Source organism: Arthrobacter sp. E1SS-5 (assembly GCF_057073715.1).
Genome location: NZ_CP172703.1, coordinates 3,670,335 through 3,690,085, shown reverse-complemented (window position 1 = coordinate 3,690,085; position 19,751 = coordinate 3,670,335). Strand labels below are relative to the sequence as shown.

Sequence of the window (19,751 nt, the reverse complement as noted above, 5' to 3'; positions counted from 1 at the left end):
AGGCAATGCCATGACAGTCATCAGTACGGATAAGAGCGCCGAGGCTCTGAGCCTCACTCTCGTTGCCGAGTTCGACGCCGGAGTCGAACGCGTCTGGCAGCTCTGGGAAGACCCCCGGCAGCTTGAGCGGTGGTGGGGCCCGCCCACCTACCCGGCCACGTTCCATCGCCACGACTTCGTGCCTGGCGGCAAGGCCAACTACTACATGACAAGTCCCGAAGGGGAAAAGTTCCACGGTTGGTGGGAGTTCACTGCCATCGACGCGCCGCGCCGGCTCGAGTTCAACGATGGTTTCGCGGACAGCGACGGCAACCCGGCGGGCGAGTTGGGAACCTCCCACGCAACCGTGAGCCTGGAGCCTTTGGGGGAGCGGACCCGCATGACCATCCTGTCCACCTTTGAATCCGAGGAGCAACTTGAGCAGATGATGGCGATGGGTATGGAAGAGGGCCTCAAGGAGGCCGTTGGCCAGATCGACAGCATCCTCGCCGAGCACGCCAACGCCTGAATCCACCGCGCCGCCACAAACCGTTGCCGCGGCCTGTGCCACGGCGCCAGGTGGGCGGACGACGCCGGGACGTCCCGCCGTCGTTCGCTCACCCTGGGCGTTGAACGTGTCAGCCGCCCGCTGAATACTGGAAGGTGGGGATTGAGCGAGGGAAGGCGGTGGCAGCGATGAGCGGCGGCGCAGGGAATTTCCGGAAGCGGCTGGAGCGGGCGGCCGAGCTGCGTTCCTACCGCGGCGCGGGCATCAGTGCGGAGGAGGAAGCCGAGCTTGACGCCCTCGACGCGCAGGAACGGGAAAAGCGCAGGAAGGTCAGCGATGCCGCGCGCGCGGAATACCTCGTCCGGGATGCCATGGCGCAGGGGAAGTTCGACAACCTCAAGTACGCGGGCAAGCCAATTCCCGGCCTGGGCGAAACCTACGATCCCGACTGGTGGGTCAAGGGGCTGATCCAGCGCGAGAACATCAGTGGCCTGGGTCCGGCGGCAATCCTGCTCCGCACCGAGGACGCCGAGCTCGATGCAAAGCTGGACGCCCAGTACACGGAGCAGCAGGTCCGGGACCTCCTGCAGGACTTCAACCGGCGGGTCATCGATGCCCGCCGCCAGCTGCAGGGCGGGCCGCCCGTGATTACCAAGACCCGCGACATCGAGGAGGAAGTGCTGCGCTGGCGCGGTCGGCGTGCCGCCCGCGTGGAGGAGGCTCCTGCCGAGCAGGAACCCGGGCGCTCCTGGTGGAAGCGGCTCTGGAAGGGGACCGGCTAGGAATTCGGGTTTACCCGCTCGAAGAGCTCGCATAAGGCGTTGTAGTACTTGTCCGTCTGCCCCCGGTGGCTCAGCCCGATCCTGGTGCACACCCGCTGCGACGCTGCATTCGCAGGGCTCGTTACCGCAACAACCCGTGGCAGGCCGCGTGCAAAGGCATGGCCGAGGACCACCTGGGCGGCCTCGGTGGCGTAGCCGTTTCCCCAGTGGTCCGGGTGGAAATGCCATCCGATCTCCGTGTCGCCTGAGGGCTGGAGCGGCAATTCACTTCCCGACGCCGGGATGGACTTGAGGAGCAACGTTCCCGCGAGTTGAGGCTTGGCAGTTCTTTGTTGGGCGGCCTCAGCCTGGGCCTTGAGTTGGACAGCCCAGATGCCGTGGATGGGGTGGTCAATCCCGCGCCATTTGTCGATGAGTTCCCCGGCCTCGGCCATGCTGGTCATGACCCGTGGCTTAGTACCGATGAATCGCTGCACCTCCCAACGCGAGTAGAGGTCCAGTACGAAGGCCGCGTCTTCGGGCTCCCACGGGCGCAGGATGAGCCGCCCAGTCTCAAGGATCGTCACGCCACCCATGCTGCCAGAGGAGCGCGGCCAGGAGCGACAGTGCTCTGGCGGCTCTCCGAACCTAAGGCTTGTAATTGGGGTTGGGCCCGATCATCGAAGCGGGCGGCGGTGCAAACTGGCCGGCTGGGTAGAGCGGCGCCACCTTGAGCATGTAGTTGGCCCATTGAGGTCCGGCAATCATGTACCCGTCCAAGCGCGGGTAGAAGGTGCCGTTGATGGTCACGTTCTGGCCTGCCCGTTTTTGGCCTTCCAGCGCATCACCAAAGAAGGAAGCGGTCACCAAGCCGGTGGTGTAGCCCACCACCCAGGTGGAGCCGTTGTTGTTGGAAGTTCCGGTCTTGGCTGCCGTGGGAACCTTGTCCTGCACTTTGGGGTTGATCCAGACGCCCGAGCCCTTCTTCAGGACGTCCTGCAGCACGGAGTTAACACCCCGGGCCACGTCCGGTTTAACCGCACCATGGCAGTCCGGCGCTTGGGCCGGCAGCTTGGCTCCGGCAGCATCCTTGATCTCCAGCAGTGCGATCGGTGCACAGAACTGGCCCTCCGTGGCAAAGGTGGCAAAGGCGTTTGCCAGCGTGAGGGGAGCGACGCCGGTGCCGCCCAGCAGGTTGCCCAGCTGGTGCATGTTGACGGGCGAGCTGTCCAGGCCGCTGTGCAGGCCCACAGCGTCCACCATCTTCTGGATGCCGCAGAAATCCAGCTGGGAAGCCGAAGCGAAGGTGGCGGTGTTGATGGAGTTGTAGAGGCCGTAGTTGACGGGCATGGGCCGGTAGAACCCGTCTTCGGCATTCTGCAGGTCGTCCGCAGCGCCAAGGGCCGGGTTTGCCTGCGCTGTGCTGTAGGCCCCAAGAACCTTTCCGCAGCTGTCCCTCCAGGGGAACCCCAGCGGATAGACGCGGCGTGAAGCGTCCACTTCGGCGGTGAGCGTCTTGCCCTCGTTCAGCCACTCGGCAAACGTGAAGGGCTTCATTGTGGATCCCGGCTGGAAGCCGCCGGCACCGTTAAGGTCGTTCCCCTGCGCGTCCCTGGCATCCACGTTGAAGTTCAGGTTGGTGTCGAACTTTCCGGGTTGCGGAAGGAAAACCGTGTTTTGGGCCATCGCCAGGATCTTGCCGCTGCCGGGTTGGATGCTGACCAGCGATGCCGCCCAGTGGTCCGGGTTCGCTCCCGCCGTTCCATCCACCTGTGCTTGGGCGGCGGCCTGGAGCCGGCTGTCCAGGGTGGTGACGATGGTCAGGCCGCCGCGATAGAGCCGCCGCTCGCGTTCAGCTTCAGTTGGGCCGTACGCGGGATTGTTCAGGATCAGGTGGGAGATGTAGTCGCAGAAGTACGGGGCCATGGTGGCATTGGCGCAGCCCTGCTGCTGGGGGCTGATCTTCAGCTGGATGGGGGTGGCCACAGCTTCGTCGTGCTGGGCCTGGGTGATCTTGCCCAGCCGCAGCATCTCGCCCAGGACCTGGTTCCGCCGCACGATGGACTTGTCCGGGTTGGTGGCCGGGTTGTACAGGGTGGGGCTGTTGACCACGCCGGCCAGCAAGGCCGCCTGGGGAAGCGTGAGGTCCTTCGCGGTGGTGCTGAAGAAGTGACGGGCTGCAGCTTCAATGCCGTACGCGTTGCTGCTGAAGAACACGATGTTGAGGTAGCCCTCAAGGATCTGGTCCTTGCTGTATTTCTTTTCCAGGGTGACGGCGAGTTTCATTTCCCGCATCTTGTCGCCGAGGTTCTTTTGCCCGTTCAGGACCACCGCGTCCGGCCGGTCCTGGGAGAGTTGCGCCTCGTTCAGGACGTTGGTCACGTACTGCTGCGTGATGGTGGACGCGCCCTGCTCGCCGCCCTTGGTCAGGTTGGACACCAGCGCCCGCAGTATCCCCTGCGGATCCACGCCGGCGTGCTCATAGAACCTGCTGTCCTCGATGGCGATGATGCCGTCCTTGATGAAGGGCGACATCTGGTCCAATGGCACCTGCACCCGGTTTTCCGCATAGAACGTGGCGATTGCCTGCCCGTCCGCGGTCAGTACCTTCGTGGCCTGCGACGGCGGCTGGACCGTAAGCTCCGACGGCAGCTTTTCGAAGAAATCAATGGAGGAGCTGACCCCCATCCCCGCTGCGGCGACGGCAGGAACCACCAGGCTCGCCACCAGGACGCCGCACATGGCACTGGCTGCCAGGAACCCCAGGATCCTTCCCAAGGCCGCGTTGAAACCCTGCCTGCGCTTCCGCTTCTTCGCCATTCCTCAGCCCTCGTGCTCGAAGGTGGGACCAGAATACGCTCACGCCAAGGACGGAAAAAGAGGCGGAAAGGTCAGGATTTGGTCACGTCCAACCATTGACGGGCGATAGTTACCGATATATCTTTTAAATATCGCTGAAGTTAAGCGACTACCTATCAACGGAAGGACGATGCCACCATGAACGGCATGTTTGATGACAAAAATCCCGGTCCTGCATTCGGCCGGGGACGCTTCGAGCGGGGAAGGGGCCACAAAGGTCCGCACGGGCACAGGGGCCCCGGCTTTGGCCCGGGATTCGGTCCCGGTTTTGGGCCAGGCTTTGGTCCGGGTTTTGGTCCCGGTTTCGGGCGGGGCGGCCGGCGGGCCAGTCGGGGCGATGTCCGCGCGGCGATCCTCTCGCTGCTGGCCGAGGCCCCCTCGAATGGTTACGGACTGATCAAGACCATCGCCGCAAAGACGGGCGGGATGTGGCGCCCCAGCCCCGGATCCATCTATCCCACCCTCCAGCAGTTGGTGGACGAAGGCCTGATCGAGGCCCTCAGTGAGGGCCGGGGGACTGAGTTTGCCCTGACCGACGCGGGCAAGGCCTACGTGGCGGAGCACGCGGAGGAAATGGAGAACGCCTGGAACGCCGAGCCGGACAGTGCAGACCGGGACTTCCACCAGAGCATTGGCAAGCTCATGGGGGCCATCCACCAGTTCCGCAGCGGAGTGTCGGAGGAACAGCGGGCTGCCGCCATCGAGAAGATGGATGAAACGCGGCGCGCGCTCTACAAGATCCTCGCGGACTAGCTGCTACGCGAACGAATCTTCCTTCGCGCGCCGATCCGCGGGGACAGCAGCAGGAGCGGTTCCGTGGTGCGCCAGCATGTGGCCCAGGCTGCTGAAGCCGGAGCCCATCTCTCCGAACGCGTAGGCGGTCTCGGCGTGCTCGGACAGGTCCACGCCGGCAGTTTCGGCCTCGTGGCTGACGCGGAAGCCCACGGCCTTGTTGATGATTCCGGCAATAACCGCCGTCCCGATGCCGGACAGGAGCAGGGTGATGACGACGGCGGCTGCCTGGGCGATGAGCTGCTGGGCACCGCCGCCGTAGAAGAGTCCGCCGCCCTTGCCGTCTACGGGCAGGGCGATGAAGCCGAGCGACAGGGTGCCGATGAGGCCGGCGCCGAGGTGGACGCCCACCACGTCAAGGGAGTCGTCCAGGCCGAAGCGGTATTTGAGGTCCACGAACACGCAGCACGCGGCTCCTGCCACCAGGCCCAGGCCAATTGCGGCCACTGGGCTGATGTTGGCGCAGGAAGGGGTGATGGCCACCAGGCCGGCCACAACGCCGGAGGCCGCGCCCAAGGAGGTGGGGTGTCCGTGGCGGATCTTTTCGGTGACCAGCCAGCTCAGCATGGCTGCAGAAGGGGCTACCAGGGTGTTGATCCAAATGAGGCCGGCCTGTTCGACGCTGGTGGCCGCGCCGCCGTTGAAACCGAACCAGCCAAACCAGAGGATTGCCGCGCCCAGCATGATGAAGGGGATGTTGTGGGGGCGGTGGTTGGGGTCCTTGGCGAAGCCGTGGCGCTGGCCCACGATGACGGCGAGCACCAGGGCTGCCGTGCCCGAGCTGATTTCGACGACGGCGCCGCCGGCGAAGTCGATGACCTGGCCGAAGATCCGGGTGACGGCCCCGCCGGCACTCATCAATCCGCCGCCCCAGATCATGTAGGCAAGCGGGCAATAGATCACCGTGATCCATACCGGCACAAACAGTGCCCAGGCGCTGAACTTGGCGCGGTCGGCGATGGCCCCGCTGATCAGGGCCACGGTGATGATGGCGAAGGTGGCGCTGTAACCGGCCTTGAGCAGGTCGGGGGAACCCATCAGGTTCTGCAGCCCGAAGCTGGTGAAGGGATTGCCGAACAGCCCAAGGAAGCCGTTGCCGGTGGTCATCGAGTAACCCCAGAGGACCCACACCACGCCAACAATCCCTGCCGAGATGAAGCTCATCATGATCATGTTGAGGGCCGCCTTGGCGCGGGTCATGCCGCCGTAAAAAAGGCCCAGCCCGGGGGTCATCAGCAATACCATTGCGGCCGAAATCATCAGCCAGACGTGTTGGGCAGTGATTTCCACCGGTGGGTCCCTTCGCAACGTGATCTTGGTGCGGGACCTGGTTGGCCCCGGAGCATTTCCCCCGGGATCCATTTTTGGCGCAGCGTGTTTCAGCCAATGCCGCTTAAAGTTGCGCCCACGTTACACAAATCGCTCCGGCGTGAAGTTCACGTGTCGGCTATGTTTCGGGAATGTAAACGGTCACTCCCCTGGGGGTGGGCGCAAGAGGCGTGCACCCCTCCAATTCCCCGCAGCGGCGGGCCAAACGGCCAGCCGACGGTGAGAACCGCCGTCGTACGCGCTCTTGGCTTCTGTTTCGGGGCCATGAACGGCACCTCACCCGTGTCAGAACCTGCGGGCGTTGGCCAGGACCGGCAGCTTGGCGCGGACGTCGTCCACAGTTGAGGGATCGATATCGACGACGGCGAGTTCCGGCTTGCCGCCCAACGCCACCACCGCCTTGCCCAAGGGAGTGACGACGGCGCTGTGCCCGATTCCGGTGGGTGCTGTTCCTGCCGGCCCCGCGCCGGTGGCTTGGGGGTCGCCCTGGCCGCATGCAACCACGAAGGTGGTGCTGTCCAGCGCCCGGGCGCGCACCAGCAGGTCCCACTGTTCGGCCTTGCCGGGACCCGCGCCCCAGGATGCGCACACGATGTTCACCTGCGCGCCCGCGTTGGCGTTGGCCGTGAACAGGCCCGGAAAGCGGACGTCGTAGCACGTGGCCAGGCCGAAGACCGTCCCGTCCAACTCGAAGGTCACGGGTGCTTCCCCCGCATCCACTGTCTTTGACTCCGTGAAACCGAAGGCGTCGAAAAGGTGGACCTTGTCGTAGGAGGCCTCCACTCCGGGGCCGGTGACCAGCAGCGTATTGCGGACCCGGCCGTCCTGGCCCGGAGTGAACATGCCGGCCACCACTGTGATCTCAAGCTCCCGCGCCATCCTGCGGACCTCGCTGGCCCACGGGCCGTCGATGGGTTCGGCGATGTCCTTCAGGGAGTGGCCGAAGGCACGCATGGTTGCCTCCGGGAAGACCACCAACTGCGCGCCGGCGTTCTTTGCCTGGGCGGCGTAGTCCCACACCAGCTCAAGGTTGGCGGCGGTGTCGGCGCCGCTGATGATCTGCGCTACTGCGATACGCATGGAAAAGCTCAATCTGTTGGTAACGGAAACGGGTGCCCGGGCCAGGGGCCCGGACACCCAGGTTGATGCGGTGCCGGGGCCTACTGGCGGTAGCCCTCAACCTCGCTGATGGGGCGGGCCTCGGCGTCGTCAGGGTTCTCGCCTGAGTCCTTCTTGGCGCGGCGCTGGCGCAACAGGTCCCAGCACTGGTCCAGGCTCTCTTCCACGTACTTCAGCCGCGCGGGGTCCGGCTGGCCGCCTTCTGACCCCTCCCGCAATGAGTGTTCCTCCTCCACCAGGGCCTGGATGTGCGTCAAAATATCCTGATCATTCATGGTTTCCCCTTACTCCGGTCCGGTCTCCTTCAGCGTACGTATCACCTGCTGAAGCCACCAGTCCCCGCGCTGTACCATCAATTTCATGCCCACTGCGCTTGATATGGCAGGTCCCATCCTGGAGGTCCTCACCTGGTTGTGCCTGCCCGCCGGGTTGGGACTGCTCTTCTACACCGGGTTCCTTCGCCGCTACGTGCATCCCTGGGATGTGGCCGAGGCTGTGGTGTACTCCGACTCCACCGGCGTGGGGTTCCGCTGGTTCGACCGGAAGCACCAGGTGCACAACGCTCCGATGTCCCCGTACGACATCCGGGACATGGCCGAGGGGGACACCCTGCCCATCTACTACCACCCCAAGCGCCCCACGCAGTGGCAGACCACCCGGCCTGAGGAGGCCGGCAGGACGGCCTCGGTCCTGGGCCGCTGCCTGACCGCCATCGGCTCGGTGGCATTGCTGGCCGGCTTCGTCCTGCCGATGTTCTAGGATTGCCCGCTGACCGGCATCTTCAATTGACCAGGACTACAACGATGCCCAGCACGCCCAGCGCGACTCCAGCCACCGCGGTCCACAGCACCGCGGGCAGGTCCGCTTCGATGCTTTCGCCCGCCAGTCCGTGGGACCTCTTCAGGTAGCGGCGGCGCTGGGTGAGATAGATGGCAAGGGCAGTGCCGCCGGACACCACCGGCAGCATCAGGATGGGCGCCCCGTAGGTGGGAAGCCAGCGCAGGAAGAAGGCGCTCGCCGTCACCAGCGCCAGCATGGTCCGGCCCCAGGCGAGTGCGGTCCGCTCGGGCTGCAGGCCGGGATCGCCGTGGGGGCTGGGCGCGCGGGAGGCCACAGGATCAGCGCCAGAGGATAAAGACCAGTACGACGGCGGCAGCGAGCGCCCCTGCCCCCGCCAACAGGGGCACAAAGAGCGGCAGCGGCAACGGGGCTTTGCTGCGCATGCTCCGTTCCACCCGAAGCCAGCGCACCGCCGCTCCACCGCTGAGCATCATGCCCAGCAGCAGCAAAAGGACCGCCAGGCCTTTGCGGACCGGTTCGATGAAGAGGCCGGAAGTAAACGCCTCGATCGCGATGCCGCCCGCCAGCAGCGCAAGGGACGTGCGGATCCAGGCCAGGAAGGTGCGCTCGTTGGCAAGGGTGAACCGTGGGTCCGGTTCCTCACCTCCGGGCAGCAGCCGTTCCGCGATTTTTCCGCGCGACGGCGGGACCGCTGGACCGGACGACTGCTCACTGTTGATCACCGGGCCAGTTTAGCCGTGCGTGATGGGCGCGGCCGGACAGCCGATTTGGAAACTAAGCATGCTTGCTATTAGTTTGGTTTCAGCCTCTCCGTTTGGCCCCCCAATCAAGCGGAGAGGCGTCCATCTTCAGGCTGCGGGCCGGAGCGCGGCCTTGTCTGCCAAATGCCCACCGATTGGCAGCGCTGCGGTGGCGGCGGGTGACGGCGCGTTCAGCACGTGGATCATCCGGTCCGTCTCCGCCAGCAGGAAATCATGGAGGAGTGTACCGTCACGGCGCACGGCCTGTGCCCTGATGCCGGCCTCGTAGGGCAGCAGGTCGGCTTTGGTCAGCCCGGGCGCGTATTTGCGGCACTCCTGCAGGTAGCTTCCCTTGAACAGGGAGTTCCTGGCTTCCCGCACCGCGGTGGCGGCGTTGGACCTGGCCACGTGCCACAGTCCCGGGAAGCGTAAATACCGGGCGACATCCTTTATATCCACGGAGAACTTGGGGTACCCCTCACGGGACAGGCCCAGCACCGCGTTGGGCCCCACCGTGATGCTGCCACTGATGGTCGGCGTCAGGTGCACGCCCAGGAAGGGCAGTTCCGGGTCGGGTACGGGGTAGATGAGGTGGCGGACGTAGTCCGACCTGGCCGCCGGCAGCTCAAAGTACTCGCCACGGAAGGGGATGATCTGGACGTCGATGGCCATCCCGGCCAGCTCCGCCAGCCGGTCCGACTGCAGGCCCGCGCAGGCCACCAGCCGGCGGCAGGAATAGCGTTCCTGTCCGGTGCCCACCTCCACGCGGTCCGGATGTTCCACGATGGAGCTCACCCTGGCTCCCGTGATGACGCGTCCGCCGGCCTCCGTGACGAGCTCCGCCAGCCTGCGCGCCACCTCCCGGTAGTCCACGATGCCGGTGCTGGGAATGAACAGTGCGCCCAGCCCTGAAACGTTGGGCTCGCGCCGGCTGAGTTCCGCCTGGTCGAGGCGCTCGCAGTCCAGTTCGTGGATGGCAGCGCGTTCCTCCAAGCTGTCCAACCGGGCCAGCTGAACCTCCGAGGTAGCCACCAGCAGCTTGCCCGGCTCGGCGTACCTGATGCCGTGCTCCCGGCAGAAGTCCTTGGTCTGCTGCGCGCCGGCCTTGCTGAACCGCGCTTTCAGGCTGCCCGGGGCGTAGTAGATGCCGGAATGGATCACGCCGCTGTTGTGCCCGGTCTGGTGGGATGCCAGCGTTTCCGCGGCCTCCAGCAGGACCAACGAGGCTCCCGGCTGCTTCCGCAGCAGCTGGTAGGCGGTTGCCAGGCCCACAATCCCGCCGCCGATAACGCAGTAGTCTGTCCGATCCACAGCCCCGCCTTTCGTTGTGGCTAGATCCTAACCACCGGCGTGCTGTTTTGGCCCGGCTCTACTGCTTATCCCCCGCTCCGAGGCGCAAACATGATCACGGCAACCCCGAGCAGGCAGACCAGGGATCCGGCGATGTCCCACCGGTCCGGCCGGAAACCGTCAAAGGCCATTCCCCACGCCAGGGAACCCGCCACGAACACTCCGCCGTAGGCAGCAAGGATCCTGCCGAAGTGGGCGTCCGGCTGGAGGGTGGCCACAAAGCCGTAAACGCCAAGCGCAATTACCCCCAGGCCGGCCCACCACCAGTCCTTTCCTTCACGGACGGCCTGCCACACCAGCCACGCGCCCCCGATCTCCGCGGCAGCGGCCAGCACAAACAGGACAATGGTCTTGAAAACACTGACGGTTTCTTCCGGAATGCCCACGCAGCCATCATGCCAGCAGGGAATGCAGCCGCCGGCCGGAGAGTTGGGGGAGGTATGGAGCGTATCGGATTCCTCTCATTCGGCCACTGGGGCCCCGGCCAGGGTTCCCGCACCAGGACAGCGGCGGATGCCCTGCTGCAGGGGATTGACCTGGCGGTTGCCGCTGAGGAGCTCGGAGTGGACGGCGCGTTCTTCCGGGTCCACCATTTCGCCCGCCAGCAGGCATCGCCGTTCCCCCTGTTGTCCGCCATTGCAGCACGCACCAGCCGGATCGAGATCGGCACCGGCGTCATTGATATGCGCTACGAAAATCCGCTGTACATGGCAGAGGAAGCCGCAGCTGCGGACCTGATCAGTGGCGGCAGGCTGCAGCTGGGCATCAGCCGTGGTTCACCCGAACCTGCCCGGGAAGGCGCGTCAGCATTCGGTTACCAGCCGCAGCCGGGGGAGACTGACGCTGACATGGCGCGCCGCCACACCGACGTCTTCCGCAGGGCCATCACCGGTGCCGGCATGGCCCAGGCCGATCCCCGCTACGCGGGCGGCGCAACCGGGCTCCTGCCCATCCAGCCCCAGTCGCCGGGATTGGCGGAACGCATCTGGTGGGGCGCCGGCACCAGGAAGACTGCCGTGTGGGCCGCGGAGCTGGGCATGAACCTGATGAGCTCCACGCTGCTGACCGAGGACACGGGGGTTCCCTTCCATGAACTCCAGGCTGAACAGATCCAGCTGTTCAGGGATGCCTGGGCCGCCGCCGGACACCCCCACACCCCGCGTGTGTCGGTCAGCCGCAGCGTCCTTCCCATCGTTGATGAGGAGGACAACTATTACTTCGCAGGCAGCGCCCTCCGCGACGGCCGCGACCAGGTGGGCGTCATTGACGGCACCACTGCCAGGTTCGGCAAGAGCTACGTCGGGCCGCCGGACCTCCTGGCAGAGCAGCTGGCCGCCGACACCGCGGTCCAGGCGGCGGATACCCTGCTGCTGACCGTTCCCAACCAGCTGGGCGTGGACTTCAACGCCAAGCTGTTGGGCACTATCGCGGAGCACGTGGCGCCCGCGCTGGGATGGAGCCGAAAGGATGCTGGGAACCTTTTGTGAGACCTAACCGTTACTCTTGAAGTGCGTCGTGGGGGCTTCGCGCCCCAACTACTGTGTGACTGCGGAACGGTCATATGACGGAGAGAGAGAAATATGGCTCGCGCCGCCCTAGGCTTTACTGCATGATCCGGCTACGGCAGCTGGCCCAGGCGGCCTCAGTGCTCACTACGCCCCTGGCGCCGGAAGATGTCCTGGCCCTGTTCAACCCTGTCTACTCCGCCCGGCAGCTGCGTGGTGTGGTCACGCGGGTGGTCCAGGAGACCGCCCAGTCCGCCACCATCTTCTTCCGCCCCGGCCGCGGCTGGAAGGCGCACCTGGCCGGACAATGGGCGCGCATCGGCGTCGAACTTAACGGCGTGCGCCACTGGCGCTCCTACTCCCTCAGCGCCCCTGCCGGCAAGGACCCGGCCATCACCGTCACCGATGTCGGCGCGGTTTCCGGCACCCTGGTACGCACCACCAAGCCCGGCGATGTCCTGTTCCTGGCGCCGCCGCAGGGCGATTTCGTGCTTCCGGAGCATCCGCGTCCGCTCCTGATGGTCACGGCCGGCAGCGGCATCACCCCGGTGATGTCGATGATCCGCACGCTTGTACCGCGGCGCCCGGATGCCGACGTCGTACTGGTCCACTCAGCCCGCACCCGCGACGACAGCCTGTTCCGTGAGGAGCTGGCCGAGCTCGCTGACCAGTTCCCCAACTTCCGGCTGGCGCACTGGTACACCGGCGAACAGGGACGCATGGACTTCTCCAGCACCAGGGAGCTGGACGAGATCTGCCCCGACTGGAAGGAACGGGCAGCCTACGCCTGCGGCCCGGACAGCTTCCTTGATGACGCCGAGGCGTTGTGGAAGCGGGCGGCCCTGACCACACGGGCGCCCGGCACTGACGTGGCGGTGGCCGGCAGTGCCGGCAACCTGATGATCGAACGCTTCAACACCTCCTTTAACGCCGCGGTGGGGCACGACGGCGGCCTGGTCACCTTTGAAGCCAGCGACCGCGAGGTGGAGGCGGACGGCGACACCCCCATCCTGGATATCGGCGAGGACGCCGGGGTGCTGATGCCCAGCGGCTGCCGCATGGGCATCTGCCACAGCTGCCTCACTCCATTGCTGGCAGGGCAGGTCCGCGACCTCCGCACCGGTGAAATCCACGGCGAACCCGGCCAACTGATCCAAACGTGTGTCTCGGCAGCCGCCGGACCCGTCAACCTCGAACTCTGAGGAGCAGCACCGCATGTCTGTCATCTCACCCGCAAAAACCCCCGCTACAGGCGCCAACGGCGGCACCTCCAGGACACGCCCCGGAAAGCTGGCCGAATCGGGAAGCCCCAGCGTCCGTCCCCCGGCCGCCGCCCACCTCACCGACGAGCAGGTGGCGGATCTGGGCCGCGAGCTTGACGCCATCCGGGACGAGATCCTGGGCAAGCGTGGCGCGGAAGATGCCGCCTACATCCGCCGCATGATCAAAATCCAGCGCGGCCTGGAGCTCTCCGGCCGCGCCGCCCTGCTGGTGGGAAAGAACAAGGCCGCCTGGGTCACCGGCACCACGCTGCTGAGCCTGGCCAAGATCCTGGAGAACATGGAACTGGGCCACAACATCCTCCACGGCCAGTGGGACTGGATGCGCGATCCGGACATCCACTCCACTACTTGGGAATGGGACTTCGTCACGCCCTCCCGGTCCTGGCAGCACACCCACAACGACCTGCACCACCGCTGGACCAACGTGGTGGGCAAGGACAACGACGTCGGATACAACCTCCTGCGCATGGACGAGGAACAGCCGTGGACGCCCAAGAACCTGGGCAACCCGCTGTACAACGCCCTCCTGGCCCCCGTCTTCGAATGGGGCATCGCCATCTACGACCTCGAACTCGTGGAGTACAAGGAAGGCAAGAAGTCCAAGGAAGCCCTGCTCAAGGACCTCAAGGCGCTGGGCAAGAAGGTGGTCACCCAGTTCACCAAGGACTACGCCGCCACGCCCGCCCTGGCCATGCTCACCGGCTCCGCCAAGCAGGCACTGTTCGGCACCCTCGCCGCGAACGCCATCCGCAACGTCTGGGCCCACGCCGTGATCTTCTGCGGCCACTTCCCGGAAGGCACCGACACCTTCACTGAGGAAATGGTGGAGGGGGAGACCCGCGGGGACTGGTATGTCCGCCAGATGATCGGGTCCGCCAACATCTCCGGCTCCAAATTCATGCACCTCATGACCGGCAACCTCTCGCACCAGATTGAGCACCACCTCTTCCCGGACCTGCCGTCCAACCGGTATGCCGAGGTGGCGCCCAGGGTCCGCGAAATCTGCCAGCGCTACGGCCTGAAGTACACCACGGGTCCGCTGCTGAAGCAGGTGGGTTCGTCCTGGGCCAAGGTTTTCAAACTGGCCCTGCCCGGAAAGACGGCCCGCGCCTAAACCTTCAAATACAGAGGTGACCCGGTGGGCCCTGCCCGGCCGGTCACCTCTGTATTGCGGGCGTTACCGCCGGCTGGCGGGGGCCAGCAGCATATGGTCCAGCTTGGGCAGTGCATGCCGGAGCTGGTGCTCGGCGCGGTGAAGAATCTCTTCCGCCTCCGACAACGCCGTGTCCGCCAGTTCGATGCGGGCCGATCCCTGCAGCCGGTGGCCGGACCAGCGCAGCTGCAGGTGCTGGACTGAAAGAACGCCCGGTGTCCTCGCCAGCGCGGTTTCCGCACGTGACACCAGTTCCGGTTCGATACCATCCATCAGTCGGCGCCCGATGCTGCGGACCGTGCCCCACAGCAGCACCATGATGGCGGCGGAGATGACGAGCCCGACGATCGGGTCCGCCAGCGGAAAACCGAGCATGACGCCCACGGCGCCGATCACCACGGCCAGCGAGGTGAAACCGTCCGTCCGGGCATGCACGCCGTCGGCAACAAGCGCGGCGGAACCGATCCTGCGGCCAACCCGGATCCGGTAAATCGCCACCGCTTCGTTTCCTGCAAAGCCGATCAGGCCTGCCGCCATGACCCAGCCCAGGTTTTGCAGCGGCTGCGGATTGATCAGGCGGTCCAGCGACTGCCAGCCGGCCACGACGGCGGAGAGGGCCACCACGGACACGATGAACAGGCCAGCCAAATCCTCGGCCCTGCCGTAGCCGTAGGTATACCGGCGGGTGGCGGCCCTGCGCCCCAGGATGAACGCAACCCACAGGGGCACCGCAGTCAACGCGTCGGAGAAGTTGTGGATGGTGTCCGCCAGCAGGGCCACCGAACTGCTGAACAGGACCACCACGAACTGCAGAATGGTGGTGGCCAGCAGGAGGAACATGCTGATTTTCAGCGCCCGGATGCCCTCGGTGCTGGCCTCCATTGCATCGTCGATCGAATCGGCGGCATCGTGCGTGTGCGGGACAAACAGCTCGATCAGCCAACCCTTGAAACCGGAGTGGTGATGATGCCCGTGGTCGTGGTCGTGACCGTGGCTGTGCCCATGGCTGTGGTCGTGGCCGTGGCCGTGGTCATGCCCGTGCCCGGCGTGGCCGTCCTCGTGGGGGTGGCTGTGCGTATGCGTCGACTCCTGATGCGGCCCGGTCATGAGGCGCTCCTGTCTGCAGTGTGGGCGGGAACGCGGTGGTGCGCGGGCTCCCCGCCGAGTGCGTGCTCGGCTTGGAAGATGGCGTCGGCCACCAACTGGCGGGCGTGCTCATTCTCCAGCCGGTACAGCACCCGCGTGCCCTCCTGCCGCGTGGACACCATCCTGGCGAGGCGCATCTTGGCCAGGTGCTGGGAGACGGCGGCGGGGGATTTGCCCACCACATCGGCCAGGGCTCCCACCGCCATCTCGCCGTCACGCAGCGCCAGGATGATCCGCACCCTGGTGGCGTCGGCCAGCATGGCGAAGACCTCCACCGCCAGCTCCACATACTGGCTGTCTGTGCCCAACGAGCAAGCATTAGTATCTGCATTCATGCGCATATAGTGTCATAACTTCAGCCCTGGAGCACACTTTGGACAGTCCCGCCGCGGTCGAATTCAGGCCTGCTCCCGGGCGGCGGCGCACCCTAAAGTAGGAGGTGCACGGCCACGGCGCTCCGCCTGCCGCCCTGATCAGTCTCGAAAGGAATTCGCCCCGATGGCTTTCATCACCGTAGGTACCGAGAACAGCACTGATATCGAGCTCTACTACGAGGACCACGGCTCGGGCCAGCCCGTGGTGCTGATCCATGGCTACCCGCTGGATGGCTCCTCCTGGGAGAAGCAGACCGCGGCTCTCCTGGGTGCGGGCTACCGGGTTATCACGTACGACCGCCGCGGTTTCGGCAAATCCAGCAAGCCCACCGAGGGCTATGACTACGACACCTTCGCTGCGGACCTCAACACCCTGCTCACCATCCTGGACCTGAACGACGTCGTACTGGTGGGCTTCTCCATGGGAACCGGCGAGGTGGGCCGCTACCTGGGCACCTACGGCTCCGGCCGCGTCGCCCGTGCCGCGTTCCTGGGCTCACTGGAGCCGTACCTGCTTAAGACCGACGACAACCCCGACGGCGTCCCGCAGGACGTGTTCGACGGCCTCAAGGAAGCTGTTACTGCTGACCGGTACGCCTTCTTCTCCGAGTTCTTCAAGAACTTCTACAACGCGGACACCTTCCTGGGCACCCCGCGCCTCAGCCAGGAAGCGGTGAACGCCAGCTGGAACCTTGCTGCAAGCGCCGGTGCCACCGCATCGGTCGCCGCCCAGCCCACCTGGCTCACCGACTTCCGCCAGGACATCCCCAAGATCGATGTTCCGGCCCTGATCGTGCACGGCACCGCCGACAACATCCTCCCCATCGATTCCACCGGGCGGCTGTTCGCCAAGGCACTGCCCAGCGCTGAGTACGTGGAGATCGAAGGCGCACCGCACGGCCTGCTGTGGACGCATGCCGCAGAGGTCAACCAGGCGCTGCTCGGCTTCCTTTCCAAGTAGGCGCTGACGGAAGAAGGGCGACGGCGGCTGCCCGCCGCCGTCGCCCTTCTTCCCAACGGCCGTTCCCGGCCAGGGCGTTGTGCCTAGGCGTGGGGTTCGCCTGCCGTTGTCTGTTTCCGTGACGCAGGCTGTTCTAACGGCGGTGTTGATGCCACAAGTTGCCGTGCCAGCTCTTTCAGTTCCCCTGGACGGAACGGCTTGGTGAGATAGCCGGCAGCCCCTGACGCCATGCCGGCCAGCACGTCGTCGTTCTCGGAACGTGCCGTCAGGAACAACAGGGGTGCGGTGGTGAGGGCACGGATGGCGCGGGCCACCACGTGCCCGTCCATATCCGGCAGGCCAAGGTCCAGGGTGACCAGGGCGATGGCGGGATCAGCAGCGGCGGCAATGCCCTCTGCCCCCGTGCCCACGGCTGTCACTTCGAAGCCCGCACGGGACAGGACCACTGTGATCAGTCCCCGGATATCGTCGTCATCCTCCATGACAAGGCAAACATGCTGCTGTTCCATTCAAGGCCCCCCGGCGAAAAGTTGGCACCAGTCTACTGGTGGCGGAACACCTTGCCGCAGACCGCCGTCCTAGCCGTCGTAATGTGTACGCGCAGGCCCCTGGCCCAGGGCATTCACAACGGCAGCGGCCACATCGTGCAGCTTGGTGTTTCGGGTACTCGATGCCGTCTTCAGGATGCCGAACGCGTCCTGCTGGCTGCACCGGTTCTGGGCCATGATGATTCCCACCGCCATATCGATGACCGTGCGGGATTCCAGCGTGGCGCGGAGGTTCGCCGCCGTTTCGCTGTAATGCGCAAAGCGGACTGCGAGGCGGAGCGCCAGCGAGGTCTGGCTGACGAAATCCTCGGCGAACGCCAGCACCCGGCCTTCAAAGCGGTTGGCCCGACGGGAGTACAGCAGCAGCGCAGCCTTGGTTTCCCCTTCAAGCCGGAAAGGAAGCGCCGCGACCGATTGGACGCCCTGGGCAACGACGGCAGAGGAGTATTCCGGCCAGCGGTGATCCCCGGCAAGGTTCGGCGCGTGCACAGTCTCCTGGGCGGTGATTGCGGTGAGGCTGGGCGTTTCTGCAAACCTGTGCTCAAGCCGGCCGAGGGACTTGGCTTCCTGGCTGCTGCTGGCGATTGTGGCTGTTTTCCGCTGCCGGAGCAGGGTGATGGCACACAGCATTTCATCGCCGGGCTCGGAGAGGTTGCGGGCGGACACCTGCGCCAGCTCCGTAAGGAAGTCCTCAACGTCGGAGCTGTTGAGGACCAGTTCATGCAGGTGTTCGGTAATGGATGTATCGGTTTTTGCTGTTGACTCGCTGGCCACGGTTCCTGGTGCCATTCGTTCAGGTCAAAACGAGCCTGCAACACACAAACGCCCCGCAACTGGGCGGGGAGCCGGTGATGGTCGCTGGATCGACGAACTTTCCAACGGCCTGCTGCTAAACCGATAACCAGAGTATATACATTCGGGGCGGCACGAAGCCCACAACCACTTGGGGCGGTGACGCCGTTTGCCGGCGCTGGAAAAGGGTACCGGTCACAATGAAGCGGGTAGCGCCCCGGGGAAGGGCAGGAACATGACCAGGCTCCTCATCATCGGCCCGCCAGGCTCCGGCAAAGGGACGCAGGCAGAACACGTGGCCCGGCACTTCGGAGTGCCCGCCGTTTCCACCGGCGACATCTTCCGGAGCAACGTCAGCCGGCGGACCGAGCTGGGGAACCAGGCCGCGGACTACCTGGACGGCGGCCACTTCGTGCCGGACCATCTCACCAACGCGCTGGTGAAGGACCGCCTCCTTGAACACGATGTCCGGCACGGCTTCCTGCTGGACGGGTATCCACGGACGGCGCCGCAGGCAACCGAACTCGACAGCATGCTGGCGGCGCAGGGACATGCGCTGGACGCAGTCATCGAACTGCAGGCGCCGGACGCGGAACTGGAGGAGCGGATGCACCGCCGTGCGCTGGAACAGGGACGAACGGATGACACCATCGACGTCTTCCGGCGCCGGCTGGACCTCTACCGCCGGGAGACGCATGAAGTAGTCTCGGTGTACGCGGGCCGGGGCATCCTGGTGTCCGTCAACGGCAGCGGCGAACCGGGCGCGATTACCGGCCTGGCGATCGCCGCCGTCGAACAGTTCCTGGCAGCCCCGCGTCCCCCGTCCTGACCGAAACACCACACGGAGAAGCACTCGAACAGAAGGAAACACTGATGAGAATTGCCGTTACAGGCGGAAACGGAAAACTGGGGCGGCACGTGGTGCGCAGGCTCACCAACGACGGCCACCAGGTCCTCACCCTGGACCGCGCAGGTGACCGCAGCCCGGACCTGCTGATGGTGGACCTGCGCAACTATGGCCAGGTGGTGGACGCGCTGCTGGGCGTTGATGACCGGCATGACGGGTTCGACGCCGTAGTGCACCTGGGTGCCATTCCTGCCCCCGGCATCCTTCCGGACGCAGCCACGTTTGAAAACAACATGCTCTCCACCTACAACGTCTTCCAGGCGGCCCGCCGCGCGGGCATCAAGAAGGTGGTGTACGCCTCCAGCGAGACAGTGCTGGGGCTGCCGTTCGACATCGACCCGCCCTACATCCCGGTGGACGAGGAATACCCGCCGCGGCCGGAAAGCACCTACTCCCTGGTGAAGCGGCTGGAAGAGCAGATGGCCGTGGAGATGACGCGGTGGGACCCTGAACTGAGCATCACGGGCCTGCGGTTCTCCAACGTCATGGACGAAGCCGACTATGCGCGGTTCCCCTCCTTCGACGAGGACGCAACCCTGCGGAAGTGGAACCTCTGGGGCTACATCGACGGCAGGGACGGTGCCCAGGCCGTGGCCCGGGCCCTGGAGAATGCCAAACCGGGATTCGAAGCCTTCATCATTGCCAATGCCGATACCGTCATGAGCCGGTCAAGTGCCAGCCTGGCTGCCGAAGTATTCCCGGACGTCAAGGTCACCAAGGACCTGGGCGAGCACGAAACGATGCTGTCCATCGACAAGGCGCGACGCCTGCTTGGTTTCGAACCCGAGCACAGCTGGCGGAACCACGTGCCGGCAGCCACCAGCGCCGGCTAAAGCCACGAGAA

23 protein-coding genes are annotated in these 19,751 nt (G+C 65.5%); 10 read left to right on the top strand and 13 right to left on the bottom strand.

Annotated elements, in window-relative coordinates:
* Positions 1-10: 10 nt before the first annotated feature.
* Positions 11-508, top strand: coding sequence for an SRPBCC family protein (locus tag ACIGJD_RS17240; RefSeq protein WP_483687232.1), 498 nt, complete (start codon positions 11-13; stop codon positions 506-508).
* 167 nt (positions 509-675) lie between these two features.
* Positions 676-1,269: a DnaJ family domain-containing protein gene (locus tag ACIGJD_RS17235; protein ID WP_483687231.1), complete on the top strand. Its 594-nt coding sequence runs from the start codon at positions 676-678 to the stop codon at positions 1,267-1,269.
* Here ACIGJD_RS17235 and ACIGJD_RS17230 read toward each other — a convergent pair.
* Together ACIGJD_RS17230 and ACIGJD_RS17225 are read right to left on the bottom strand one after the other, a co-directional pair.
* A complete protein-coding gene (locus ACIGJD_RS17230; protein ID WP_483687230.1) occupies positions 1,266-1,844 on the bottom strand; it encodes a GNAT family N-acetyltransferase in 579 nt (192 codons plus the stop codon). The two genes, ACIGJD_RS17235 and ACIGJD_RS17230, sit on opposite strands and share 4 nt — an antisense overlap.
* Positions 1,845-1,896: 52 nt before the next feature.
* A complete protein-coding gene (locus ACIGJD_RS17225; RefSeq protein WP_483687229.1) occupies positions 1,897-4,068 on the bottom strand; it encodes a transglycosylase domain-containing protein in 2,172 nt (723 codons plus the stop codon).
* Positions 4,069-4,245: 177 nt separating this feature from the next.
* Here ACIGJD_RS17225 and ACIGJD_RS17220 point away from each other — a divergent pair, with 177 nt between their 5' ends.
* The gene (locus ACIGJD_RS17220; protein ID WP_483687228.1) at positions 4,246-4,860 is read left to right on the top strand and encodes a PadR family transcriptional regulator; all 615 of its coding nucleotides are present in this window, start codon (positions 4,246-4,248) and stop codon (positions 4,858-4,860) included.
* A gap of 3 nt (positions 4,861-4,863) precedes the next feature.
* On the opposite strand, the gene ACIGJD_RS17215 is transcribed toward ACIGJD_RS17220, so the two are convergent.
* The 3 genes from ACIGJD_RS17215 to ACIGJD_RS17205 form a co-directional block, all read right to left on the bottom strand.
* Entirely contained in the window at positions 4,864-6,189 is a 1,326-nt protein-coding gene (locus ACIGJD_RS17215) for an ammonium transporter (protein WP_483687227.1), read from the bottom strand.
* Positions 6,190-6,513: 324 nt separating this feature from the next.
* Positions 6,514-7,308, bottom strand: a complete 795-nt coding sequence (locus tag ACIGJD_RS17210; RefSeq protein ID WP_483687226.1) for a carbon-nitrogen hydrolase family protein — start codon at positions 7,306-7,308, stop codon at positions 6,514-6,516.
* A gap of 80 nt (positions 7,309-7,388) precedes the next feature.
* Positions 7,389-7,622 carry a DUF2630 family protein gene (locus ACIGJD_RS17205; protein ID WP_142132584.1) on the bottom strand — a complete coding sequence of 78 codons (234 nt, stop codon included), beginning with the start codon at positions 7,620-7,622 and terminating at the stop codon, positions 7,389-7,391.
* Positions 7,623-7,707: 85 nt separating this feature from the next.
* On the opposite strand from ACIGJD_RS17205, the gene ACIGJD_RS17200 reads away from it, so the two are divergent.
* On the top strand, positions 7,708-8,106 hold the full coding sequence (locus ACIGJD_RS17200) for a hypothetical protein (RefSeq protein ID WP_483687225.1): 399 nt from the start codon (positions 7,708-7,710) through the stop codon (positions 8,104-8,106).
* A gap of 22 nt (positions 8,107-8,128) precedes the next feature.
* Here the strand turns inward: ACIGJD_RS17200 and ACIGJD_RS17195 are convergent, their stop codons facing one another.
* From ACIGJD_RS17195 to ACIGJD_RS17180, 4 genes are all read right to left on the bottom strand, one after another.
* The gene (locus ACIGJD_RS17195) at positions 8,129-8,461 is read right to left on the bottom strand and encodes a DUF202 domain-containing protein (protein WP_483687224.1); all 333 of its coding nucleotides are present in this window, start codon (positions 8,459-8,461) and stop codon (positions 8,129-8,131) included.
* A gap of 4 nt (positions 8,462-8,465) precedes the next feature.
* Complete coding sequence (locus ACIGJD_RS17190; RefSeq protein WP_483687223.1) at positions 8,466-8,870, bottom strand: YidH family protein; 405 nt, start codon at positions 8,868-8,870, stop codon at positions 8,466-8,468.
* A gap of 126 nt (positions 8,871-8,996) precedes the next feature.
* Complete coding sequence (lhgO, locus tag ACIGJD_RS17185) at positions 8,997-10,199, bottom strand: L-2-hydroxyglutarate oxidase (protein ID WP_483687222.1); 1,203 nt, start codon at positions 10,197-10,199, stop codon at positions 8,997-8,999.
* A gap of 65 nt (positions 10,200-10,264) precedes the next feature.
* On the bottom strand, positions 10,265-10,624 hold the full coding sequence (locus ACIGJD_RS17180; RefSeq protein WP_483687221.1) for a YnfA family protein: 360 nt from the start codon (positions 10,622-10,624) through the stop codon (positions 10,265-10,267).
* A gap of 54 nt (positions 10,625-10,678) precedes the next feature.
* On the opposite strand from ACIGJD_RS17180, the gene ACIGJD_RS17175 reads away from it, so the two are divergent.
* The 3 genes from ACIGJD_RS17175 to ACIGJD_RS17165 all read left to right on the top strand — a co-directional run bounded on the left by ACIGJD_RS17175 (position 10,679) and on the right by ACIGJD_RS17165 (position 14,140).
* Complete coding sequence (locus tag ACIGJD_RS17175; protein WP_483687220.1) at positions 10,679-11,725, top strand: LLM class flavin-dependent oxidoreductase; 1,047 nt, start codon at positions 10,679-10,681, stop codon at positions 11,723-11,725.
* A gap of 122 nt (positions 11,726-11,847) precedes the next feature.
* Positions 11,848-12,945 (top strand): ferredoxin reductase, encoded by a 1,098-nt coding sequence (locus ACIGJD_RS17170; RefSeq protein ID WP_483687219.1) that lies wholly within the window; start codon positions 11,848-11,850, stop codon positions 12,943-12,945.
* A 13-nt stretch (positions 12,946-12,958) separates the two neighbouring features.
* On the top strand, positions 12,959-14,140 hold the full coding sequence (locus ACIGJD_RS17165; protein ID WP_483687218.1) for a fatty acid desaturase family protein: 1,182 nt from the start codon (positions 12,959-12,961) through the stop codon (positions 14,138-14,140).
* 63 nt (positions 14,141-14,203) lie between these two features.
* Here ACIGJD_RS17165 and ACIGJD_RS17160 read toward each other — a convergent pair whose 3' ends face one another.
* Positions 14,204-15,286, bottom strand: coding sequence for a cation diffusion facilitator family transporter (locus tag ACIGJD_RS17160; protein ID WP_483687217.1), 1,083 nt, complete (start codon positions 15,284-15,286; stop codon positions 14,204-14,206).
* Positions 15,283-15,660 (bottom strand): ArsR/SmtB family transcription factor, encoded by a 378-nt coding sequence (locus ACIGJD_RS17155; RefSeq protein ID WP_286399244.1) that lies wholly within the window; start codon positions 15,658-15,660, stop codon positions 15,283-15,285. Before ACIGJD_RS17155 ends, ACIGJD_RS17160 begins: the two co-directional genes overlap by 4 nt.
* Before the next feature lie 163 nt (positions 15,661-15,823).
* Here ACIGJD_RS17155 and ACIGJD_RS17150 point away from each other — a divergent pair, with 163 nt between their 5' ends.
* Positions 15,824-16,660 (top strand): alpha/beta fold hydrolase, encoded by an 837-nt coding sequence (locus ACIGJD_RS17150; protein ID WP_483687216.1) that lies wholly within the window; start codon positions 15,824-15,826, stop codon positions 16,658-16,660.
* An 83-nt stretch (positions 16,661-16,743) separates the two neighbouring features.
* Here the strand turns inward: ACIGJD_RS17150 and ACIGJD_RS17145 are convergent, their stop codons facing one another.
* Both ACIGJD_RS17145 and ACIGJD_RS17140 read right to left on the bottom strand, forming a co-directional pair.
* Positions 16,744-17,169 (bottom strand): response regulator transcription factor, encoded by a 426-nt coding sequence (locus tag ACIGJD_RS17145; protein ID WP_483687215.1) that lies wholly within the window; start codon positions 17,167-17,169, stop codon positions 16,744-16,746.
* A 69-nt stretch (positions 17,170-17,238) separates the two neighbouring features.
* Complete coding sequence (locus ACIGJD_RS17140) at positions 17,239-17,982, bottom strand: ANTAR domain-containing response regulator (RefSeq protein WP_483689529.1); 744 nt, start codon at positions 17,980-17,982, stop codon at positions 17,239-17,241.
* Between the two features lie 253 nt (positions 17,983-18,235).
* Here ACIGJD_RS17140 and ACIGJD_RS17135 point away from each other — a divergent pair, with 253 nt between their 5' ends.
* Both ACIGJD_RS17135 and ACIGJD_RS17130 read left to right on the top strand, forming a co-directional pair.
* Positions 18,236-18,829, top strand: a complete 594-nt coding sequence (locus tag ACIGJD_RS17135; protein WP_483687214.1) for an adenylate kinase — start codon at positions 18,236-18,238, stop codon at positions 18,827-18,829.
* A 44-nt stretch (positions 18,830-18,873) separates the two neighbouring features.
* Positions 18,874-19,740 carry an NAD-dependent epimerase/dehydratase family protein gene (locus ACIGJD_RS17130; protein ID WP_483687213.1) on the top strand — a complete coding sequence of 289 codons (867 nt, stop codon included), beginning with the start codon at positions 18,874-18,876 and terminating at the stop codon, positions 19,738-19,740.
* Positions 19,741-19,751: the final 11 nt, after the last annotated feature.